The sequence below is a fragment of the Ruegeria sp. CDSC042 genome (genome assembly GCF_059610745.1).
The window spans coordinates 62,993-80,874 of the sequence record NZ_JBXWOF010000002.1 but is presented as its reverse complement, the minus strand read 5'-3'; the positions used below and the strand labels follow the sequence as shown (position 1 = coordinate 80,874).

Annotated in this window: 18 protein-coding genes; 6 read left to right on the top strand and 12 right to left on the bottom strand. The window is 57.6% G+C overall.

What is annotated here, in order from left to right; translation table 11 throughout:
* Positions 1-191 precede the first annotated feature (191 nt).
* Positions 192-1,049 (top strand): DUF2189 domain-containing protein, encoded by an 858-nt coding sequence (locus AC2FHX_RS06050; RefSeq protein WP_496689066.1) that lies wholly within the window; start codon positions 192-194, stop codon positions 1,047-1,049.
* 9 nt (positions 1,050-1,058) lie between these two features.
* On the opposite strand, the gene AC2FHX_RS06045 is transcribed toward AC2FHX_RS06050, so the two are convergent.
* Both AC2FHX_RS06045 and AC2FHX_RS06040 read right to left on the bottom strand, forming a co-directional pair.
* Positions 1,059-2,045 (bottom strand): NAD(P)H-quinone oxidoreductase, encoded by a 987-nt coding sequence (locus tag AC2FHX_RS06045; RefSeq protein WP_496700990.1) that lies wholly within the window; start codon positions 2,043-2,045, stop codon positions 1,059-1,061.
* Positions 2,046-2,107: 62 nt separating this feature from the next.
* Positions 2,108-2,800: a COQ9 family protein gene (locus AC2FHX_RS06040; protein ID WP_496700992.1), complete on the bottom strand. Its 693-nt coding sequence runs from the start codon at positions 2,798-2,800 to the stop codon at positions 2,108-2,110.
* 111 nt (positions 2,801-2,911) lie between these two features.
* Here AC2FHX_RS06040 and rpsU point away from each other — a divergent pair, with 111 nt between their 5' ends.
* On the top strand, positions 2,912-3,118 hold the full coding sequence (rpsU, locus tag AC2FHX_RS06035) for a 30S ribosomal protein S21 (RefSeq protein ID WP_005614280.1): 207 nt from the start codon (positions 2,912-2,914) through the stop codon (positions 3,116-3,118).
* Positions 3,119-3,385: 267 nt separating this feature from the next.
* Positions 3,386-4,513 carry a CAP domain-containing protein gene (locus AC2FHX_RS06030; protein WP_496693539.1) on the top strand — a complete coding sequence of 376 codons (1,128 nt, stop codon included), beginning with the start codon at positions 3,386-3,388 and terminating at the stop codon, positions 4,511-4,513.
* A gap of 58 nt (positions 4,514-4,571) precedes the next feature.
* Here the strand turns inward: AC2FHX_RS06030 and ppk2 are convergent, their stop codons facing one another.
* On the bottom strand, positions 4,572-5,489 hold the full coding sequence (gene ppk2, locus AC2FHX_RS06025; protein ID WP_496689073.1) for a polyphosphate kinase 2: 918 nt from the start codon (positions 5,487-5,489) through the stop codon (positions 4,572-4,574).
* A 276-nt stretch (positions 5,490-5,765) separates the two neighbouring features.
* On the opposite strand from ppk2, the gene AC2FHX_RS06020 reads away from it, so the two are divergent.
* Complete coding sequence (locus AC2FHX_RS06020; RefSeq protein WP_496700994.1) at positions 5,766-6,605, top strand: CPBP family intramembrane glutamic endopeptidase; 840 nt, start codon at positions 5,766-5,768, stop codon at positions 6,603-6,605.
* A 1-nt stretch (position 6,606) separates the two neighbouring features.
* Here AC2FHX_RS06020 and AC2FHX_RS06015 read toward each other — a convergent pair whose 3' ends face one another.
* A complete protein-coding gene (locus tag AC2FHX_RS06015) occupies positions 6,607-7,065 on the bottom strand; it encodes an Lrp/AsnC family transcriptional regulator (RefSeq protein ID WP_142635322.1) in 459 nt (152 codons plus the stop codon).
* Between the two features lie 136 nt (positions 7,066-7,201).
* Between AC2FHX_RS06015 and ald the strand changes: the two genes are divergently transcribed.
* Entirely contained in the window at positions 7,202-8,320 is a 1,119-nt protein-coding gene (ald, locus tag AC2FHX_RS06010) for an alanine dehydrogenase (protein WP_496700996.1), read from the top strand.
* Positions 8,321-8,514: 194 nt separating this feature from the next.
* Here ald and AC2FHX_RS06005 read toward each other — a convergent pair whose 3' ends face one another.
* Positions 8,515-9,324: a mechanosensitive ion channel family protein gene (locus AC2FHX_RS06005; RefSeq protein ID WP_281995264.1), complete on the bottom strand. Its 810-nt coding sequence runs from the start codon at positions 9,322-9,324 to the stop codon at positions 8,515-8,517.
* A 98-nt stretch (positions 9,325-9,422) separates the two neighbouring features.
* The gene (mscL, locus tag AC2FHX_RS06000; protein ID WP_142635318.1) at positions 9,423-9,851 is read right to left on the bottom strand and encodes a large conductance mechanosensitive channel protein MscL; all 429 of its coding nucleotides are present in this window, start codon (positions 9,849-9,851) and stop codon (positions 9,423-9,425) included.
* A 134-nt stretch (positions 9,852-9,985) separates the two neighbouring features.
* Between mscL and AC2FHX_RS05995 the strand changes: the two genes are divergently transcribed.
* Positions 9,986-10,684 (top strand): glutathione S-transferase family protein, encoded by a 699-nt coding sequence (locus tag AC2FHX_RS05995; RefSeq protein WP_496691849.1) that lies wholly within the window; start codon positions 9,986-9,988, stop codon positions 10,682-10,684.
* 36 nt (positions 10,685-10,720) lie between these two features.
* Here the strand turns inward: AC2FHX_RS05995 and AC2FHX_RS05990 are convergent, their stop codons facing one another.
* The 6 genes from AC2FHX_RS05990 to pheS form a co-directional block, all read right to left on the bottom strand.
* Complete coding sequence (locus AC2FHX_RS05990) at positions 10,721-11,170, bottom strand: YtoQ family protein (protein ID WP_271948554.1); 450 nt, start codon at positions 11,168-11,170, stop codon at positions 10,721-10,723.
* 62 nt (positions 11,171-11,232) lie between these two features.
* Positions 11,233-12,192, bottom strand: a complete 960-nt coding sequence (locus tag AC2FHX_RS05985; RefSeq protein ID WP_496700999.1) for a hypothetical protein — start codon at positions 12,190-12,192, stop codon at positions 11,233-11,235.
* A gap of 263 nt (positions 12,193-12,455) precedes the next feature.
* A complete protein-coding gene (gene pheT / locus AC2FHX_RS05980) occupies positions 12,456-14,852 on the bottom strand; it encodes a phenylalanine--tRNA ligase subunit beta (protein WP_496691852.1) in 2,397 nt (798 codons plus the stop codon).
* 85 nt (positions 14,853-14,937) lie between these two features.
* Positions 14,938-15,345 carry a cupin domain-containing protein gene (locus tag AC2FHX_RS05975; protein ID WP_496701001.1) on the bottom strand — a complete coding sequence of 136 codons (408 nt, stop codon included), beginning with the start codon at positions 15,343-15,345 and terminating at the stop codon, positions 14,938-14,940.
* A 66-nt stretch (positions 15,346-15,411) separates the two neighbouring features.
* Entirely contained in the window at positions 15,412-16,203 is a 792-nt protein-coding gene (locus AC2FHX_RS05970) for a CE1 family esterase (protein ID WP_496701002.1), read from the bottom strand.
* Positions 16,204-16,795: 592 nt separating this feature from the next.
* Entirely contained in the window at positions 16,796-17,869 is a 1,074-nt protein-coding gene (pheS, locus tag AC2FHX_RS05965; RefSeq protein WP_496696529.1) for a phenylalanine--tRNA ligase subunit alpha, read from the bottom strand.
* Positions 17,870-17,882 lie beyond the last annotated feature (13 nt).

The following is a 17,882-nucleotide window of genomic DNA, read 5'->3' as shown; positions in this document are numbered from 1 at the left end:
TCCTCCTCTAGCCTCAGGCCAAGCTAACATGCCTGTGACGCAGGGCAATCGACACGATTACGCGAGGCGCAACCCAAACGCGAAAATTTGTGCTATACTATGCCCAAGGCGTTGCTGGCTGGTCCGGCCAAAAGCAACAAGTCGCCGGATTGACCCCGCTGCGCAACATCGCAATGCAGGAGGGGACGGCAATGGACAAAACGATTGGCAATCCGATCACCTGGGCGGCACGGAACATAGGTGCAACCGGGGATCACCTAGCTGAAAATATCAGCCATATCGGCAGCGCGGATACACGACACCTGCCAGTGGTTCGTACGCTGACGATGGATGATCTTTGGGCCTGCCTGAGGGCAGGATACAGCGATTTTCTGGATACAAGGGCCGATGCGATTTTCGTGGTGCTCATCTATCCGATCGCAGGTTTTCTGATGTTCGGAATTGGGCTGAACACAAACATGGTTCCACTGCTGGCACCGCTGGTTGGTGGTTTTGCGCTTGTGGGTCCGGTAGCCGCCCTTGGCCTGTACGAAATCAGCCGCAAACGAGAACAAGGTGGCGAGGCTGGATGGCTGGATGCGTTTGGCGTGTTCCGGTCCCCTTCCCTGGGTGCAATTCTGGCTTTGGCGTTTTACATGGTCATGCTGTTTCTGGTCTGGCTGATGGTCGCGCAGAGCATCTATGTTCAGACACTCGGCCCTGACCTGCCCGCGTCGCTGGGTGCCTTTCTAACCCAAGTGTTCACCACCGCCGCTGGATGGACCATGATCTTGTTCGGGAACGCTGTTGGGTTTCTGTTTGCCCTCGTCGCCCTGGCAATCAGCGTCGTCAGCTTTCCGCTGCTGCTGGACCGCAAAGTGGGCGTTCCGGTCGCCGTGGTGACATCCGTACGGGTGTTGCGTCACAATCCGGGCGTCATCCTGAGCTGGGGATTCATCGTTGCTGCGCTGCTGGTCATCGGAGCGATCCCGATGTTGCTGGGCCTGATCGTCGTGATGCCGGTACTGGGCCACGCCACCTGGCATCTCTATCGGCGTGCCGTGGCCTGAAACACAGCTTTATCCCGCAACTTTCAGAACAATCTTGCCAATATGGCCAGAGCTTTCCATCCGGGCATGGGCCGCCGCCGCATCAGCCAGATCAAACTCACTATCCATAACAGGGGCAACTTTTCCCGCCTCGAGCAAGGGCCAGACCGCTTCGTGCAGATCCGAAGCGATTTTTGCCTTGGCCAGATCGCTTTGCGGGCGCAGGGTACTGCCAGTCAAGGTCAGCCGTTTGACCATCATAAGCGCAAAATTCAGCTCGACCACGGGCCCCTGAAGGAAGGCTATCTGCACCAGCCGCCCATCCTCGGCCAGCGCCTTGACGTTGCGTGGGATATAGTCGCCGCCCACCATGTCCAGTATCAGATTCGCCCCGCCCTCGGCCCGCATCGCGGCTACGAAATCCGCGTCACGGTAGTTGATCGCCTGTTCGGCACCCAGCTTTTCACAGGCCTCACATTTTTCAGCCGAGCCTGCAGTAGCAAAAACCCGCGCTCCAAAGGCGTTCGCCAGCTGAATCGCCGTTGTGCCGATACCACTGGAACCACCATGCACCAGAAACCGCTCACCGGCCTTCAGGCTGCCGCGCATAAAGACGTTGGACCAGACGGTAAAGAAGGTCTCTGGCAGGCAGGCGGCTTCTTTCAGGCCCATCCCCGCTGGCACCGGCAAACAATGTGCCGCAGGTGTGGCCACATATTCGGCATAGCCGCCGCCCGGCAGCAAAGCACAGACCTGATCGCCAACAGATAGGTCTTCGACCCCCGCCCCGACGGCCACGACCTCACCCGCGGCCTCAAGACCCGGCAGATCACTGGCACCCGGAGGTGGATTATAGGCACCGGCGCGCTGCAGAGCATCCGGGCGGTTCACCCCCGCATAGGCGACTTTGAGGATCACTTGACCGGCCAATGCATGGGGCATCGGGCGTTCTGTCAGTTGCAGAACATCCGGACCGCCGGGTTCGGTGATTTCAATGGCGCGCATCATCTGAGTCATGGGTAGATCTCCTTTGGCCAATGCCTAGCAGGCTGAAACGTCAAGGCCCAGTAGCAAGAGGACTACTTGCGCGGTGTCAGGAATCCGGGAAGCCTGCCGTGGGTTTTAGTCGGAGCCTTCACCTGCCCGGCCAGCCAATTCGGAACAGCAAGAAACGGTCTGAACAGAGGATTGTCCCTCACCTGCCCCTTAAGCTTTTCGAACTGCATGACATTGTCGATACGACGGTCCAGAAACTCCCACGTTTTCTGATTCCCGGGCGAATCGTCCCCCAACCAGAACAACAGGGTCGAGGAATAGACCCCCGACAATGTCGCCCGCTTGGTGTACCAGTTCACGTCGTCCGACGTATCTCCCAACGTGTCCCAGATCAGATCACAGGTTTGCCATACTGCCCTTGCGCCATCAGCCGCGTGGCTTGGCAGCGAAAACATGGTCATACCCCGGCGCACGAGTTCCTTATCCGGCACGGCCTGCAGCCGGAACCGGATGGCAGCGGCGATCCGGTCACGGAATTTGATATCGCCCAAATCCTCAGTTTTAAGGCGATCTGCCATCACTGCGTCCCCGCGCGCATGAAATGCCAACGCCAGGTCAACGGCACCACGCGGACAAATCGCACGCACCAGAACGTCATCCATTCCACATTCTTCAATCGCCGCGCGAAAGCTGGTTTCCGACCAGCCATCGAAGGGAACATGTGTCAGCATCGCATCCAAAAGCTGCTGCTTGGCGTCTTCATAGGTGGTGGTCATGGCGGTTCTCCGGTTATCAGGACCAGTACTAGACAAGATAGAGGCGCTTTGCTATACGGCCAATTCCTGCAATTTCCTTGCAACTCTATCTAGAAAGGTGGTGACAACCACATGCAGGTTAGTGTTCGCGACAATAACGTCGATCAGGCGCTTCGTGCCCTGAAGAAAAAGCTGCAGCGCGAAGGCGTGTTCCGCGAAATGAAGCTTAAGCAACATTTCGAGAAACCGTCCGAGAAAAAAGCGCGCGAGAAAGCTGAAGCGATCCGCCGTGCCCGTAAACTGGCACGTAAGAAAGCACAGCGCGAAGGTTTGCTCTAAGCACCTTCCTCGTCCAGTTTTGGATGACACTATTTGACGACCCCCGAGGCATCGCCCGGGGGTTTGTCGTTTTCAGGGTGACGTTGCGCGCTTTTTCGCGACTGGCTGACGCAACCCAGCGTCAATGCGCGATAAATCGCGAACTCAGATTCAACTTCCGGTGGCGATCTGCCCACCAACCGCGAGCGGCACGATTGTGTCTTCTCGTCGCCAAGTTCTCGCCACTAATGTCCCGCCAAAATAACGCAATCTATTGGAGGCAGAATCATGTCAACGGCCAGCGATCTAGAACGGCAGATGCTCGCATTGATCAATGCAGAGCGGGCGAAGGCGGGCTTACAACCGGTCAAGCTTGAGCTTCGGCTGAACGCAGCGGCGGAAGATCACAGCGAGTGGATGCTGAACGTCGATAAGTTCAGCCATACCGGCGCCGGAGGTTCGCGACCATCGGACAGAATGGAAGATGCGGGCTTCGAATTCTCCGGAAGCTGGCGCGCGACTGAAAACATCGCATGGCAGAGTGTCCGCGGTGCGCCGGGGCTGTCGGATGACGTTCAGGATCTGCACAACAGCCTGATGAACAGTTCCGGCCATCGCGCGAATATTCTGGACGCCAACGTGACCGTTATCGGAATTGGGATTGAGGTCGGAAACTATGACGGCTGGAACGCCATCATGGTGACCCAGAACTTTGCACGGACCTCTGCGCCTTTGCAGCTTGATACCAGCAGTTCGGGTGGTTCCGGTGGTTCCACACCTCCACCGCCCTCGGGGCAGTTGGACGTCAGGGCTGGCAAGATCGGCACTGCTGCGGATGACTGGTTCGTTTTGAAATCCGGACAGTCTGGCCTTTTGGATGGGCGCGGCGGTGATGATACCCTGGTTGGTGGCGGCGGCCGAGATAAGCTGCTTGGCCGCTCCGGCGACGACACCCTGAACGGCGAAGGCGGAAATGACACTCTGGTTGGCGGAGCTGATAATGACGACCTGAATGGGGGTGATGGCAAAGACCTTCTGAAAGGCGGCTATGGCATTGACCAGCTGGACGGCGGCGCCGGAAACGATGTGCTTAAAGGCGGGCAGGACAACGACATTCTTATCGGTGGCGCTGGCAACGATAAATTGCTTGGTGGCAATGGTGCAGATGTCATGACCGGTGGCACCGGAGTGGATCAATTCTACTTCACCAAGGGCGCGGATACTGTGACGGATTTCACCGACGAGGATATCGTCAACCTCCGGCAGGCCAAGTCTATCGTTGGGTATAACGATCTGATGAAGAACCACATTTCGCAATCCGGAAATGACGTCATCATCGATGCCGGTAACGGCCACACCCTGACACTAGAAGATACCTTGTTATCGGACCTGGCCAGAGACGACTTTGTGTTCTGAAGGCCGGACAAGCGAAAACTAAAGCCACGCCCCCGGAATCCGGGGGCGTTTTTCGTGATCAGTAAATCTTGGGCACGTACAGCTCGTCCGGCAAAACACGCCGTTCGTATTCCGGATTATATTTGCGATCCGGGAGATCAACTTTTTCCTGCGGTACATCCGTATAGGGGATCTTGGTCAGAAGATGCTCAATACAGTTCAGGCGCTCACGCTTTTTGTCGTTGCCTTCGACGATGTACCAGGGCGCCTCTCGGATGTTGGTACGGAACAGCATGTCCTCTTTGGCTTTGGTATAGGCCTCCCAGCGGATACGGGATTCCAGATCCATGGGGGACAGTTTCCACTGTTTCATAGGATCGTGAATCCGCATAAGGAATCGCAGCTGCTGTTCCTCATCCGTGATCGAGAACCAGTATTTCAGCAAGATGATCCCGGATCGAACCAACATCCGTTCGAATTCGGGAACGTCCTGAAAGAACTGATCAACCTGATCTTTGCTGGCAAACCCCATCACCCTTTCGACCCCGGCACGGTTATACCAGGACCGATCGAACAGAACGATCTCACCGGCGGCGGGCAGATGCGGGACGTAACGCTGGAAATACCACTGGCTCTGCTCACGACGACTGGGCGCCGGCAGAGCAACCACCCGGGCAACACGCGGATTCAGGCGCTGCGTAATCCGCTTAATCACCCCACCCTTGCCAGCACTGTCCCGGCCTTCAAACAGGATACAGACCTTGGCACCGGTATGTTGCACCCAGTCCTGCACCTTGATCAGTTCAGCCTGAAGTCGTAGCAAGTTACGGAAATAGACCTTGCGATCCAGCATGTCGGGATGCTGATCCTTGTAGATCTTCCGCACTTCCACCGACAGCATGGGCTCGCTGAATTCGATCTCAAAATCTTCGTCCAGCGCGTCTTCCAACTCGGCTTCGAGCCAGTCTTTTGGTGCATGGTTAAACTCGTCGGTCAAGGTCTGCTCCTTATCAATTCTCGGGTCAGGACCCTATCAGGCGCGTGTAACCGCCTGATGTCATCACAGAGGTAGATGAAAGCCTTTTTCTAAGCTTATCTGCCGGGGTCAGCAAGATCACTGCCCCAGGAAATCGGAAACTTGGCATTTCCCCTCGGCTGGATCATTCAATCGCCAGAACCACCCCTACTTCAGTTTGTATGAAGCCTGTTAACACGACTTGCCAGCCCGAGTGTTCTGAGGGCATCAAAGCACAGGTCATTTCAGAGAGGGGCCGTGGCGCATTTCATATCTGTTCTGCCGGTTGTTTGGCCCTGGTTTATCCTGATCGCCGCGCAGATATGCGCTGTTTCGGGGAAATGGTCTTTGGGGTTCGTTCTGCTGACCTGTTTTGGCCTGATTGCCCTGACCTTGGGTCTGGTCACGCCCTTTGCCGCAGCTATTTCGTCAGCAGGTCTTGCCGGGGCGTTGATGCTACGCGGTTTGAACGGTGCGTTTTCCTTTGTTGGACATATCGCCTTGATCCTGTGGTGCTTGGCCATGGGCGCACATCTGGTTCCGGGCTTTCATAACCTTCTGGTACTGGACCGGGTTCATTCCGGTCCGGGCAGCACCGATTTCACGATGTACCTGAACCTGGACAAGCCTCTGATCCTGTTCGCCGTCCTTCTGGCCTGGCCACGCATGAATGATGGGGTAGCGTATATACGCAAATCGCCGCTGGCGGTCGGGCTGGTCGCATTGCCGGCCCTGTTTCTACTGGGCCTCTCAGTTGGTGCCATCCGGCCAGAGTTCACCCTTCCCCATTGGTGGATGATCTTTGCACTTTCCAACCTGTTTCTGACCTGCCTCACGGAAGAGGCCTTTTTCCGTGGCTATCTGCAATCAGCACTTTCCAAACGCCTGGGGGCTGCTGCGGGGATTGCTGCGGCCAGCCTGCTTTTCGGGCTTGCACATTTTGCAGGTGGACCTGCATTGGTTTTCTTTGCAGCCCTTCTTGGCGCGGCATGTGGCCTGGGATTTTACGCGACAGGACGTCTTTGGGTTCCGGTTCTGATGCATTTCGCCTTTAACGCGGCGCATCTGGTGATTTTCACCTATCCCGGCCCAGCCTAGGTTAAACCGGCAACGCCGTCGTCTTGAACACAGTCCGAAGCGCGAATGAACTTTGCATCTGCGCCACGCCTGGAAGTCGAGACAGATATTGGCGGTGGATGCGGGCGAAATCCTCGGTGTTTTCGGCAACGACCTTCAGGATGTAGTCCGCAGTTCCTGCCATCAGGTGGCATTCCAAAACATCCGGGATCCGCGCAACGGCTTTCTCAAAAGCCTCCAGTACTTCCTCGGCCTGGCCCTGCAAGGTGATCTCGACAAACACCGTTGTTGGCACATTCATCTTGCGCGCGTCCAACAAGGCAACGTAGTTGCGGATATAGCCATCGGCCTCAAGCCTCTGTACCCGCCTGTGGCAGGCCGAAGGCGACAAATTCACCTGCTCGGACAATTCGGCATTCGACATACGACCATTCCGCTGCAAGGCGGCCAGAATCTTTCTATCTGTCGTATCAAGGCTCATCCACGCAATTCCTTTGCGGGTTTTACCCATTGTAGCGAAGATTTTCCCGAAGAAAAGCCGGAATGCGGGCAGAGTTTCACAGAAATTGCACCCGAAACCGCCCATTATTTAGGCAGTTTAGGAACGGAGAGACCTAATGAAAATCGGTTGCCCCAAAGAAATCAAGCCGCAGGAATTCCGTGTCGGCATGACGCCCAACGCCGCACAAGAGGCGGTGTCTCGTGGCCATGACGTGATAATCGAAAACGGAGCTGGCATTGGCGCCGGGTTTGATAACGATGATTACGTCGCCGCAGGTGCCCGCATCGTGGACAGTGCAGAAGAAGTTTTTGCCACCGCAGATATGATTGTCAAAGTCAAAGAACCCCAGGCGGGCGAACGCAAGATGCTGCGTGAAGGGCAGCTTTTGTTCACCTACCTGCATCTGGCCCCGGATCCGGATCAGACCAATGACCTGCTGGAATCGGGCTGTACGGCTATCGCCTATGAGACAGTGACCGATGCAAATGGAGGTCTGCCCCTGCTTGCACCCATGTCCGAGGTTGCGGGCCGTCTGGCACCACAGGTCGGATCTTGGACGCTGCAAAAGGCCAATGGCGGCCGCGGAGTTCTGATGGGTGGCGTCCCCGGCGTTGGTCCAGCAAAAGTTGTGGTTATCGGTGGAGGCGTCGTCGGCACCCATGCCGCCAAGATCGCCGCAGGTATGGGCGCGGATGTGACGGTACTGGACCGGTCCCTGCCCCGGCTGCGTTATCTGGACGACGTGTTCGGCGGTCAGTTCAAGAACCAGTATTCAACTGCAGGTGCGACCGCGGAGCTGATCCAGACCGCCGACATGGTGATTGGCGCTGTGCTGATCCCGGGTGCGGCAGCGCCGAAACTGGTGACGCGCGCGCAGCTGTCCACCATGAAACCCGGCGCGGTTCTGGTGGATGTTGCCATCGACCAGGGCGGCTGTTTTGAAACCTCAAAGGCCACAACCCATGCGGACCCGATCTATGAAGTTGACGGCGTCATGCATTACTGCGTGGCCAACATGCCCGGCGCGGTTGCAAGAACGTCAACAATAGCACTGGGCAACGCCACAATGCCGTTCATGCTGGCACTGGCGGATAAAGGATGGAAACAGGCCTGTCAGGATGATCCGCACCTGCTGGCTGGCTTGAACGTTCACGCCGGCCAACTCACCTATTATGCGGTTGGCAAAGCGCTTGGGATTGACGTGGTATCCCCCAACGTTGTCATCAAATCCTGACGAAACCCTCCAGCCCCTGAAGCGCCCTCTCCCGAGGGCGTTTGCAGCGTTGGGCATAGCGCCGCCTCTTCGAAGCGGCGTGACCTGTTCACAGCGTTGAACGGGGCACCAAAAACAACGACGCCGCGCGATTAGCGCGGCGCCGGGCCCAACCGGAGGAGGGTATTTTATTGCCCGAGCGACGGGCGGGAGCATCATCCCTGTTTCTGGATCTCGACCGAATGCGGGTATGGAATCGAAACGCCTTTTGCATCAAACGCTTCTTTGACTGCTTTGGTCATTTCAAATTTGACATCCCAATAATCGACAGCGGCACACCACAAGCGCGCCGTCAGATCGACCGAGCTGTCCCCCAGATTTGTGACCCGCACCCAGGGCTCGGGATCGCCGTGGATGCGCCCATCAGCCATTGCGAGGTCCAGGATGATTTTCATCGCCTCATCCGCGCTATCGCCATAGTCGATACCAAACACCAAATCTACACGACGCGTCTCGTGTGCCGAGTAGTTGGTGATAACTGACCCCCAAGCCTGGCCATTGGGTACAATGATCTGCACATTGTCGGGGGTCACGAGTTCGGTCGTGAACAGATTCAGATCTTTGACAGTTCCGGCTGTTCCGCCGATGTCGACATATTGACCAAGCTTATACGGCCGGAAGACAACCAACATCACGCCTGCCGCCAGATCACTAAGTGTACCCTGCAGCGCCAGGCCTATGGCCAGCGAAGCAGCGCCCAAAATGGCAACGATACTGGTTGCTTCGATCCCGAAGATGCCCAGAACAGCCACAATTACCATGGCCAGAATGGCCCATTTGATCATGCTGGCGGCAAAATTGCCCAGCGTCGGATCAATATGGGGCGTTTTGTTGATACGGCGGCGAACAACCCCAGCGATCATACCTGCCGCAATCCAGCCCAATATCAGAACAATCAGAGCCTTGCCCGCACTCATCAAGATTGGCACATAGCCGTTTGCCATATCCATGGCTTGATTTGCCATTTCCATCGTCTGCTCCAATTCGGGTTTCCTTCTGCTTTCAGATCGTTAATTGAATCCCACCTATCTGGTGGGCTCCTCTTCTGCCGTAACTGCAGGAGTCACTTTTTCAGTGCGTCGCGGATTTCCATCAGGATGTCCAGCTCGCTTGGCCCGGCTGGCGCTTCTTCTTCCGCCGGTGCTTCCTCTTCTGCCGCCTCTTTGACCCGGTTCACCATTTTGACCAGCATGAAAACCACCCAGGCGATGATCAGAAAGTTGATGATCGCCATGATGAACGCACCATATGCAAAAACAGAAGCACCGGTTTCCCGCGCCGCTTCCAGGCTCGCCCCTTCGGCGACATCACCGGCCAGAACGGAGTAGTTGTTGGTGAAATCAACCCCACCCGTGAACAGGCCAATCAATGGATTGATCAGATCGCCAACAAGAGACGTAACAATTGCGGTAAATGCGGCTCCAATGATGATACCCACCGCCATATCCATAACATTGCCTTTGGCAATGAATGTCTTGAACTCCTGGAACATAACTTCCCTCTTTCCCTGTTGTCATTTTTATGCGCCTAAACGCACGGCAACTGTGCGCTAATTGCACTATAAAATGTATGTTTTTATGGGAAATCGTGACTATTTTTCCCCAATCGGCTTATTCAGGAGACCCCATGACACATTTTGCGTCTTATTCCATTACAGACAAATGGCCCGCCAAAGACCCTTCGGTCATTCAGCTCTATTCTTATCCGACGCCTAATGGCGTCAAAGCCTCGATCATGCTTGAGGAAACTGGCCTGCCCTACGAGGCGCATCTGGTCACGCTTGCGGATGCGGATGTCAAAAGCTCCGAGTTCCTGTCGCTGAACCCAAACAACAAAATCCCTGCAATCATTGACCCGAACGGTCCTGATGGACATCCCCTGGGCCTGTTCGAAAGCGGTGCGATCCTGTTGTATCTGGCCGAGAAGTCAGGGAAATTCATGGGCCAGACACAAAGCGACAGACATCGCATTACCCAATGGCTCATGTTCCAGATGGGTGGAATTGGTCCCATGCTTGGGCAACTTGGCTTTTTCCACAAATTCGCCGGGAAAGAGATCGAAGATCCGCGCCCCCGTGAGCGTTATCTCAACGAGGCAAAGCGGCTTTTGAATGTCGTGAACAATCAACTTGATGGCCAGGAATGGATCTCCGGGGATTACTCGATCGCCGACATTGCAATCGTCCCCTGGCTGCGCGGGTTGGATTTTTATGGTGCCCGAGACATTGTTGGCTGGGATGAGTACGCAAATCTCCAACCTTATCTTGATCGGTTTCTTGCGCGTCCCGCCGTTCAGCGCGGGCTGCAGATTCCTTCCCCAGGTTAACACGTGTGGGGTGAGGCAATACCTCACCCCATCCATTTAACTTGGAAGCTTGCCCGTCAGAACATACCGCAACACATCCACCACCTGCGAGGGATGTTCAGCAACAGCCAGGGCGGCTGCATCCACCTCTTTCAACGCGTGCTGATGATCTGGCCCGTGCACTACGATGATCGACTTGCCCAAAGCCGCCGCATATCCCGCGTCAAAGGCTGCGTTCCATTGCTTGTATTGATCGCCAAAGCGGACGACCACGACATCCGCGTCTGAAATGCCCTTGCGGGTTCGGATCGCATTGACCATCGCACCCTTGTGGTCATGCCAATACTTGTTTGGCTCGGACCCCAAAATTGCAACGCCGCAATCGTCGCTAGCTTCGTGAACCGTGACAGGGCTGTTGAACGAAATGTCCAACCCTTTCGCCCCGTCAATGATCTGCTCGCGCCAGTCGGTGTGTATCTCTCCGGACAGGTAGACGTTCAGGCCCATTGATTTCTCCTTTGATTTTATTGGCGACCCTAAAGACAAAATGGACCTGACCCAAGGGGGGCTCAGAAAGCTAGCCTCCAAAACACCGGCTGCCCGTTGGGAACTGCCCTACGGGCCGCGCTGCGCTGCTTGCTTCCCAGAAACCCCGGCATCTCGGATGTTGGCTCGAACCCGAAACTGCGGGGTAAACGGGTATAGATCGACCGCGGCGGCAACCGCCCCCAGGTGATCCCTTTCAGCTGCGCGCCCGGTTCTGGCTGGTGCATCCAGACTTCGCGAATGGCGAATTCGTCGCGCAGCAGCACCAACACTGCCAACATCATGACCTCGGCCCATATTTTCGCGTATTTCTGCTGCAGCGCCTGCTCGTATTCACGCGTCAAACGCAACTCACGCGACCGGGGCGCCCGGCATTGCAGCCGACGCCGGGCATGGCCGACAAAGCGCAACCAGTCGGACTGAATTTCTTCAATCAGACAAAAGCCACTTGTTAAATCTATATCCAAGCGGCACCAGGCCAGAGTCGGACGGCCATGCGTGCGTACCGGGTGCCAACAGCTTTGGAACGCACCCACCGCCGCGCGCTGTTCGAATTTCCACAACAGCTCGGCATGCTCGGTCGGGAAGCCCAACTGCACCACAAGGTTATGCGCCTTGCGCGTGGTTTGTTCACCCGACCAGCGCTCAAAGCTCAGGCAGAAATCCAGCCATTCGGACTGATAGACCGCTTCTAAACCATGGAACGCCGCAGGGCTTAGCCCCTCCAGACGCACGGCGCGATCCGCATGGGCCACGGCCAGCACATCGTGCCGCCGCAAAACCCCGCCGCACCGCGCGATCATGGGTTTCAGCAAAGGACGCGCCAGCAAACGGGACAGCCCCGATTGCTTTAGATCCGAAACCGACATTTCGGCCTCCATCGACTGGCACAGCAACCAGGGGCTTTGCCGGTCGGTAAAATAGTAGAATGGCATCTCTTCCGGCAGAATCTGCCGGATCATCGAGATGTCTTGGCGTTTCATGACAACTCTCCAACGGGAAAAAGGCCCGCCGGTCAGTTGGCGGGCAATCAGGGTTTGGGCATTGCTTTTGCGAGGCTGGGATCTGGCATTGGGCCGACTCCGGATTGTAATTGCATCAGGGGGCTGGGCTTACGGCCAGGGGGTGATTCCACTCAACCCCTGGATTTTCAGGACGCAGGGACGTTGCAGCACGGCAACACTGGCGTCTGAGAAACGAGAAAAGCGCGCCGAAGGGCGCGCTTTGCATTTGGATTACTATGGCGTTAGCCGCGCAAAACGCCGCCTGTTGCCTTGGACACCTTGGCGATGATCTTTTCAGCCACCGCTTCGATATCTTTTTCCTTCAGCGTCGCATCTGTCGGCTGCAGCCGAACGGTGATGGCCAGAGATTTCTTGCCCTCACCCAGGCTGCCGCCAATGAATTCATCAAAGACGCGCACATCTTCGATCAGCGCCTTGTCGGCCCCGGCAGCGGCATTCACCAGCGTCAGTGCCTCGACGCCTTCATCGACGACAAAGGCAAAGTCACGCTCGACCGCCTGCAGATCGCGCAGTTCCAGCGCCGCGCGGGTCGCCCCGGATTTACGCGGCAGAGGCACCTCATCCGGCCAGATAGTGAAAGCCACCGCCGGGCCCTTGATGTCCATCGCCTGCAACACACGCGGATGCAACTCGCCGAAAACGCCCAGTACCTTTTTCGGACCCAGACAAATTTTGCCGTGCCGACCCGGATGCCACCAGGCGTCGCCCTCGCGTAGGATCTGAACCTTGGCGGGTGCGCCGATGGCGGCCAAAACGGCCTCGGCATCTGCCTTGGCGTCGAACACATCCGCCGGGCGTGTGGCGCTATGCACATCCTTGGGGCCGTCGCGACCGACCAGCAGGCCGGTAATCTGGATTTTCTGATCGCCTGGCTCGCCGTCGTGAAAAACTGGGCCAACTTCAAACAGCGCCACATCCGCATAGCCGCGCGCCTGATTGCGGGCCGCCGCTTGCAACAGCCCCGGCAGCAGATCGGGGCGCATATGGCTCATCTCGGACGAAATCGGGTTTTCCAACTGCGTCGCTTCATCGCCACCGCCAAACAGCGCTGCGGATGTCTGATCAATGAAGGTATAGCTGACGCATTCGTTATAACCCAATGCGGCACAGGTGCGGCGCGCCATCGACTGGCGGCGCTGAGTGGCTGTCATAACCGGTTTCGGAATGCCATCAGTGACCCTCGGCAGCGGCTTGCCCTGAAGCTTGGTCAGGGAGGCAATTCGTGCGACCTCTTCCACCAGATCAGCCTCGCCCATGACATCGGGGCGCCAGCTGGGGACATGGGCCATCTCGCCTTCAAGGCGGAAACCCAGACGGGTCAGGGTCTGGCGCTGCTCGCTTTCGGGAATGACCATCCCGACCAGCGATTGCACCCGGGCCGAGTCCAACTTGTAGGATCGCGCGTGGTTTGGTGCTTTGCCTGCCTCAACCACTTTAGAGACCTCGCCACCGCAGATATCCAGGATCATCTGCGTTGCATGTTCCAATCCTTCCAGCGTGTATTCCGGGTCGACGCCGCGCTCGAATCGGTACCGCGCATCCGAGTTGATTTTCAATGCCCGGCCTGTCAGTGCAATTTGCACATGATCCCAGAACGCGCTTTCGAGGAAGACGTTCACGGTACCCTCGGTACAGCCGGTTTCTTCGCCGCCCATGATCCCTGCAATGGATTCCGGGCCGTTGTCGTCCGAAATCACCATCATGCCCGGTTGCAGCGTGTATTCCTTTTCGTCCAACGCCACCAGCTTTTCGCCGCCCTTGGCCCTATGTACGCGCAGGTTGCCCTGAACCTTGTCCGCATCAAAGACATGCAGCGGACGGTTCTGGTCGAAGGTCATATAGTTGGTGATATCCACCAAGGCCGAGATCGGACGCAGGCCGATCGCCTTCAACTGATCCTGCAGCCACTGCGGGCTGGGGCCGTTCTTGACACCCTTGATCAGACGCCCGGTGAAATGAGGTGCTCCGTCCAGCGTGTCATCATCAATCGTCACCTTGATCGGGCTGACGAAATCGCCCGGCACCGGCACATAGTCGCGCTCTTTCAGCGTGCCGACCCCGCGTGCCGCCAGATCGCGCGCGATCCCGGCGACGCCCAGCGCATCGGGACGGTTCGGGGTGATCGCAATCTCGATCATCGGATCGACCTTTGCGGGATCATTCTCGGCCAGCCAGTCAACGAACTGATCGCCGACCTCACCCGAGGGCAGCTCGATGATGCCGTCATGCTCTTCCGACAGCTCCAGCTCGCGCTCCGAGGCCATCATGCCAAAGCTTTCGACACCGCGGATCTTGCCGACGCTGATGGTGATGTCCAGGCCCGGAATATACATGCCCGGTTTGCAGACCACGACAGTGATACCTTCGCGCGCATTGGGCGCGCCGCAGATGATCTGCAGATCACCCTCATCCGTCGCAACCGTACAGACCCGCAGCTTGTCGGCATCAGGGTGCTGTTCGGCATGGGTCACTTTTCCCAGCGTAAAGCCCGCCAGTCGGTCCGCCGGATTGACGATCTCTTCGACTTCGAGCCCCAGATCGGTCAGCGTTTCGGCGATCTCATCGACCGACGCGTCAGTGTCCAGGTGATCCTTGAGCCAGGAAAGGGTGAATTTCATCGGTCGTATTCCGCATAATCTTGGGTCAGCCCGCGTGTAACGGATATTCAGACAAGGGGAAAGAGGCCGTGTGCCACATGATCACCTACTGTTCGGCAACTGTGTTGGCGACGCTATCCGATCCGGCAAACACCGCCAAAATCCGCGCGATGCTTTCGCCTGTATTCGCCCCCACATGCGGGGATCGGAACGCTTCGACAAAGGCATCACCGGTTTTGTAGGTCTTTGTCCCCGCCGCGCCGTAATCGACAGTGATTTCCCCTTCCAGCACATAGGCCACCAGCGGAGCATTATGTCGGTGACTACCGGTCACTTGACCCGGCTGCATGGTAATGATGGCCATGGTGATCTGCGGCGTGCCGTCCGGGTATTCCAGCGCCTCTCCGATCACGGATTTGTCCGTTTGCAGCAACACATCAACAGGCGGATAGGCATCACGCGCCAGGGCAGAGGTTGCGGTCAGGATCGCGGCGGTCACCAGCAGGGGTTTCATCGGGCAAGGCTCCTTGGTCAGATGGCCTGCGCAGATGACCCCGGATGTAGGGGGCTGTCAAACGGGTCAGGGATAGACCGGCGCTCGTCCGGCCAGCTCATCCAACTGCCAGCCGATCCAGCCATGAGGGATGAAATGCCCGCCCGGATGCGTGTCCAACGTAACCTGCCCCTGCGCGCAATCGGTCCATTCCACACGGCTGAGGGTCAGGAAGGGTTTCACGCTCCAATCCCCGCGCGGCGTCGCACCATTGCAGTCGAATTTCTGCCGCCACAGCGCCACCGGATAGGTCGTGTCCCCGCCCGAACCCAAAGGGAAATCCATCACCGTGTCATCCAGCCCATGCACATGGCGCACCTGGCGCGGGGCCTGCGGGCACTCCTCGGTCTGGCGAATGCTGCCAGCCACGGCCAGCAGGGCCGCAACGTCATCGCCGGACTGACAGACATAGCGCCACGCCATCGCGCCGCCATAGGAATAACCCGAGACATAGATGCGGTCCGGATCGATCGGATAGCGCGCCGCCACATCCTCTAGCACCCGATCCGCAAAGGGGACGTCATCAGTGTCGGAGGTCCAGAAATCCCAACTTTTGCCGCGCCCGTTCGGGGCCACCAGCAGCACGCCGCGCAGTTTCGTGGCCCCCGCGATGCGTTCGTGGTTGACCACCACATCCCCTTGCCGCGCCCAACCGTGGAAGTGCAGCAATACCGGCAGAGGGCTTTTTCCGTCCCAGCCATCAGGCTCCAGCACATGGTATGAGCGGTCGCCCAGCGGGCAGGCCGTGTCGCCATGGCAGCCATTTGCTGCAGCTTGGAGCGGGAGAAGAAAAAACAGGCAGGTCAGAATCCGGAACATAACTCGGAGCCTACCCGCCCCGCGCACGAAGTCACGTCACAACCCCGTGGGAGGCTGAAACAAGCCGCGCTATCGCCAGACCGTGGGGTGGCGATCCTTGGGCTGTGGAGGGCAGTATATGCTGGCCAAATCCGTGCACTGTTCGAGCGTTGCGCTAATGGAGACAAATCGCCAGCCCGTGCCGGCGGTCTGGCGATAGCGCGGCGGCCTATCGGCCTTTGCTCCGCGCAGTATTCGATCAATCCACTTTGTTTATGGACTTTATCGCGCGCACGATTATCGAAGACTATTTCGATCTATCTTTTGCATATTGATCGATTAGCTTTTTAACCATCGTTTGTCGGTCCTTCGCCTCTTTTCTTTGGTCTGCCCGATGTGAAAGAGCATCCATCGCCGCCCATAATCCTGGAATTACAGCGACTAACAGGAGAGGCCAAACCCAAACGACGGCAGATGCGAACAACGTTACCGTTAGAAACTGAATTGCTATCGTTGCTGAAAGAATACCGGTCAACCAAAGGAAAGGTGCCCTAGCCACACGGCGGCGCCACCAGTCGATGTATCGAGCCAGATATACAGCCAGCGAATACACTTACCGCGACAAACCACCATGCAGGTTCGGCATATCCAGCGCCGCAAACCCGTAGTGGCGCAACCACCGCAGATCGGAATCAAAGAAGGCCCGCAGATCAGGAATGCCGTATTTCAGCATCGCCAGACGGTCGATCCCAATCCCGAACGCAAAGCCCTGATAGACCTCGGGATCAATCCCACCGGCGGCGATCACTTTGGGGTGGACCATGCCCGAGCCCAGAATCTCCATCCAGTCGTCACCCTCGCCGATCTTCAGCTGGCCGTTATCCCAGGAACAGCGGATATCGACCTCGGCCGATGGCTCGGTGAAGGGGAAGTGCGAGGCGCGGAAGCGCAGTTCGACATTGTCGACTTCGAAGAACGCCTTCACGAACTCTTCCAGAACCCATTTCAGGTTCGCCATCGAGATGTCTTTGTCGATGGCCAGCCCCTCGACCTGATGGAACATCGGCGTGTGGGTCTGATCATAATCGGCGCGGTAGACGCCGCCCGGGCAAATGATGCGGATCGGCGCGCCCTGCAGCTCCATCGAGCGGATCTGGACCGGCGAAGTATGGGTGCGCAGCACATGCGGCGGGCGCTCGTCGCCCTCGGCACGGTGCATATAGAACGTGTCCATCTCGGCCCGCGCGGGGTGGTGGCCGGGGATGTTTAGCGCGTCGAAATTGTGCCAATCGGTCTCAATCCGCGGCCCTTCGGCCACCGAGAAACCCAGTTCGGCAAAGATCGCAGTCAATTCCTCGGTCGCCTGGCTGACCGGGTGGATCGAGCCCTGACGGCGCGCACGGGTCGGCAGGGTCACGTCCAGCCATTCGGTGCGCAGACGTTCATCCAGCGCGGCATCGGCAAGACCGGCTTTCTTGGCGGCCAGTGCCGAGTTGATCTCATCCTTCAGGGCGTTCAGCGCAGGGCCTGCGACCTGACGTTCCTCGGGGGTCATCTTGCCCAGCTCGCGCATCTTCAGCGCGACCTCGCCCTTTTTGCCCACGGCGGCGACGCGGATCGCCTCAAGCGCGTTCTCATCGCCCGCCTCGGCGATTTGCCCCAGATATTTTGCCTTAAGATCGTCCATGACGCCCTCTGAA

Bases quoted from the DNA above. Each gene is read 5' to 3' on its own strand.
- AC2FHX_RS06050 (WP_496689066.1), top strand. From the start codon at position 192: ATGGACAAAACGATTGGCAATCCGATCACCTGGGCGGCACGGAACATA.
- AC2FHX_RS06045 (WP_496700990.1), bottom strand. From the start codon at position 2,045: ATGACTCAGATGATGCGCGCCATTGAAATCACCGAACCCGGCGGTCCG.
- AC2FHX_RS06040 (WP_496700992.1), bottom strand. From the start codon at position 2,800: ATGACCACCACCTATGAAGACGCCAAGCAGCAGCTTTTGGATGCGATG.
- rpsU (WP_005614280.1), top strand. From the start codon at position 2,912: ATGCAGGTTAGTGTTCGCGACAATAACGTCGATCAGGCGCTTCGTGCC.
- AC2FHX_RS06030 (WP_496693539.1), top strand. From the start codon at position 3,386: ATGTCAACGGCCAGCGATCTAGAACGGCAGATGCTCGCATTGATCAAT.
- AC2FHX_RS06015 (WP_142635322.1), bottom strand. From the start codon at position 7,065: ATGAGCCTTGATACGACAGATAGAAAGATTCTGGCCGCCTTGCAGCGG.
- ald (WP_496700996.1), top strand. From the start codon at position 7,202: ATGAAAATCGGTTGCCCCAAAGAAATCAAGCCGCAGGAATTCCGTGTC.
- AC2FHX_RS06005 (WP_281995264.1), bottom strand. From the start codon at position 9,324: ATGGCAAATCAAGCCATGGATATGGCAAACGGCTATGTGCCAATCTTG.
- mscL (WP_142635318.1), bottom strand. From the start codon at position 9,851: ATGTTCCAGGAGTTCAAGACATTCATTGCCAAAGGCAATGTTATGGAT.
- AC2FHX_RS05995 (WP_496691849.1), top strand. From the start codon at position 9,986: ATGACACATTTTGCGTCTTATTCCATTACAGACAAATGGCCCGCCAAA.
- AC2FHX_RS05990 (WP_271948554.1), bottom strand. From the start codon at position 11,170: ATGGGCCTGAACGTCTACCTGTCCGGAGAGATACACACCGACTGGCGC.
- AC2FHX_RS05985 (WP_496700999.1), bottom strand. From the start codon at position 12,192: ATGAAACGCCAAGACATCTCGATGATCCGGCAGATTCTGCCGGAAGAG.
- pheT (WP_496691852.1), bottom strand. From the start codon at position 14,852: ATGAAATTCACCCTTTCCTGGCTCAAGGATCACCTGGACACTGACGCG.
- AC2FHX_RS05975 (WP_496701001.1), bottom strand. From the start codon at position 15,345: ATGAAACCCCTGCTGGTGACCGCCGCGATCCTGACCGCAACCTCTGCC.
- AC2FHX_RS05970 (WP_496701002.1), bottom strand. From the start codon at position 16,203: ATGTTCCGGATTCTGACCTGCCTGTTTTTTCTTCTCCCGCTCCAAGCT.
- pheS (WP_496696529.1), bottom strand. From the start codon at position 17,869: ATGGACGATCTTAAGGCAAAATATCTGGGGCAAATCGCCGAGGCGGGC.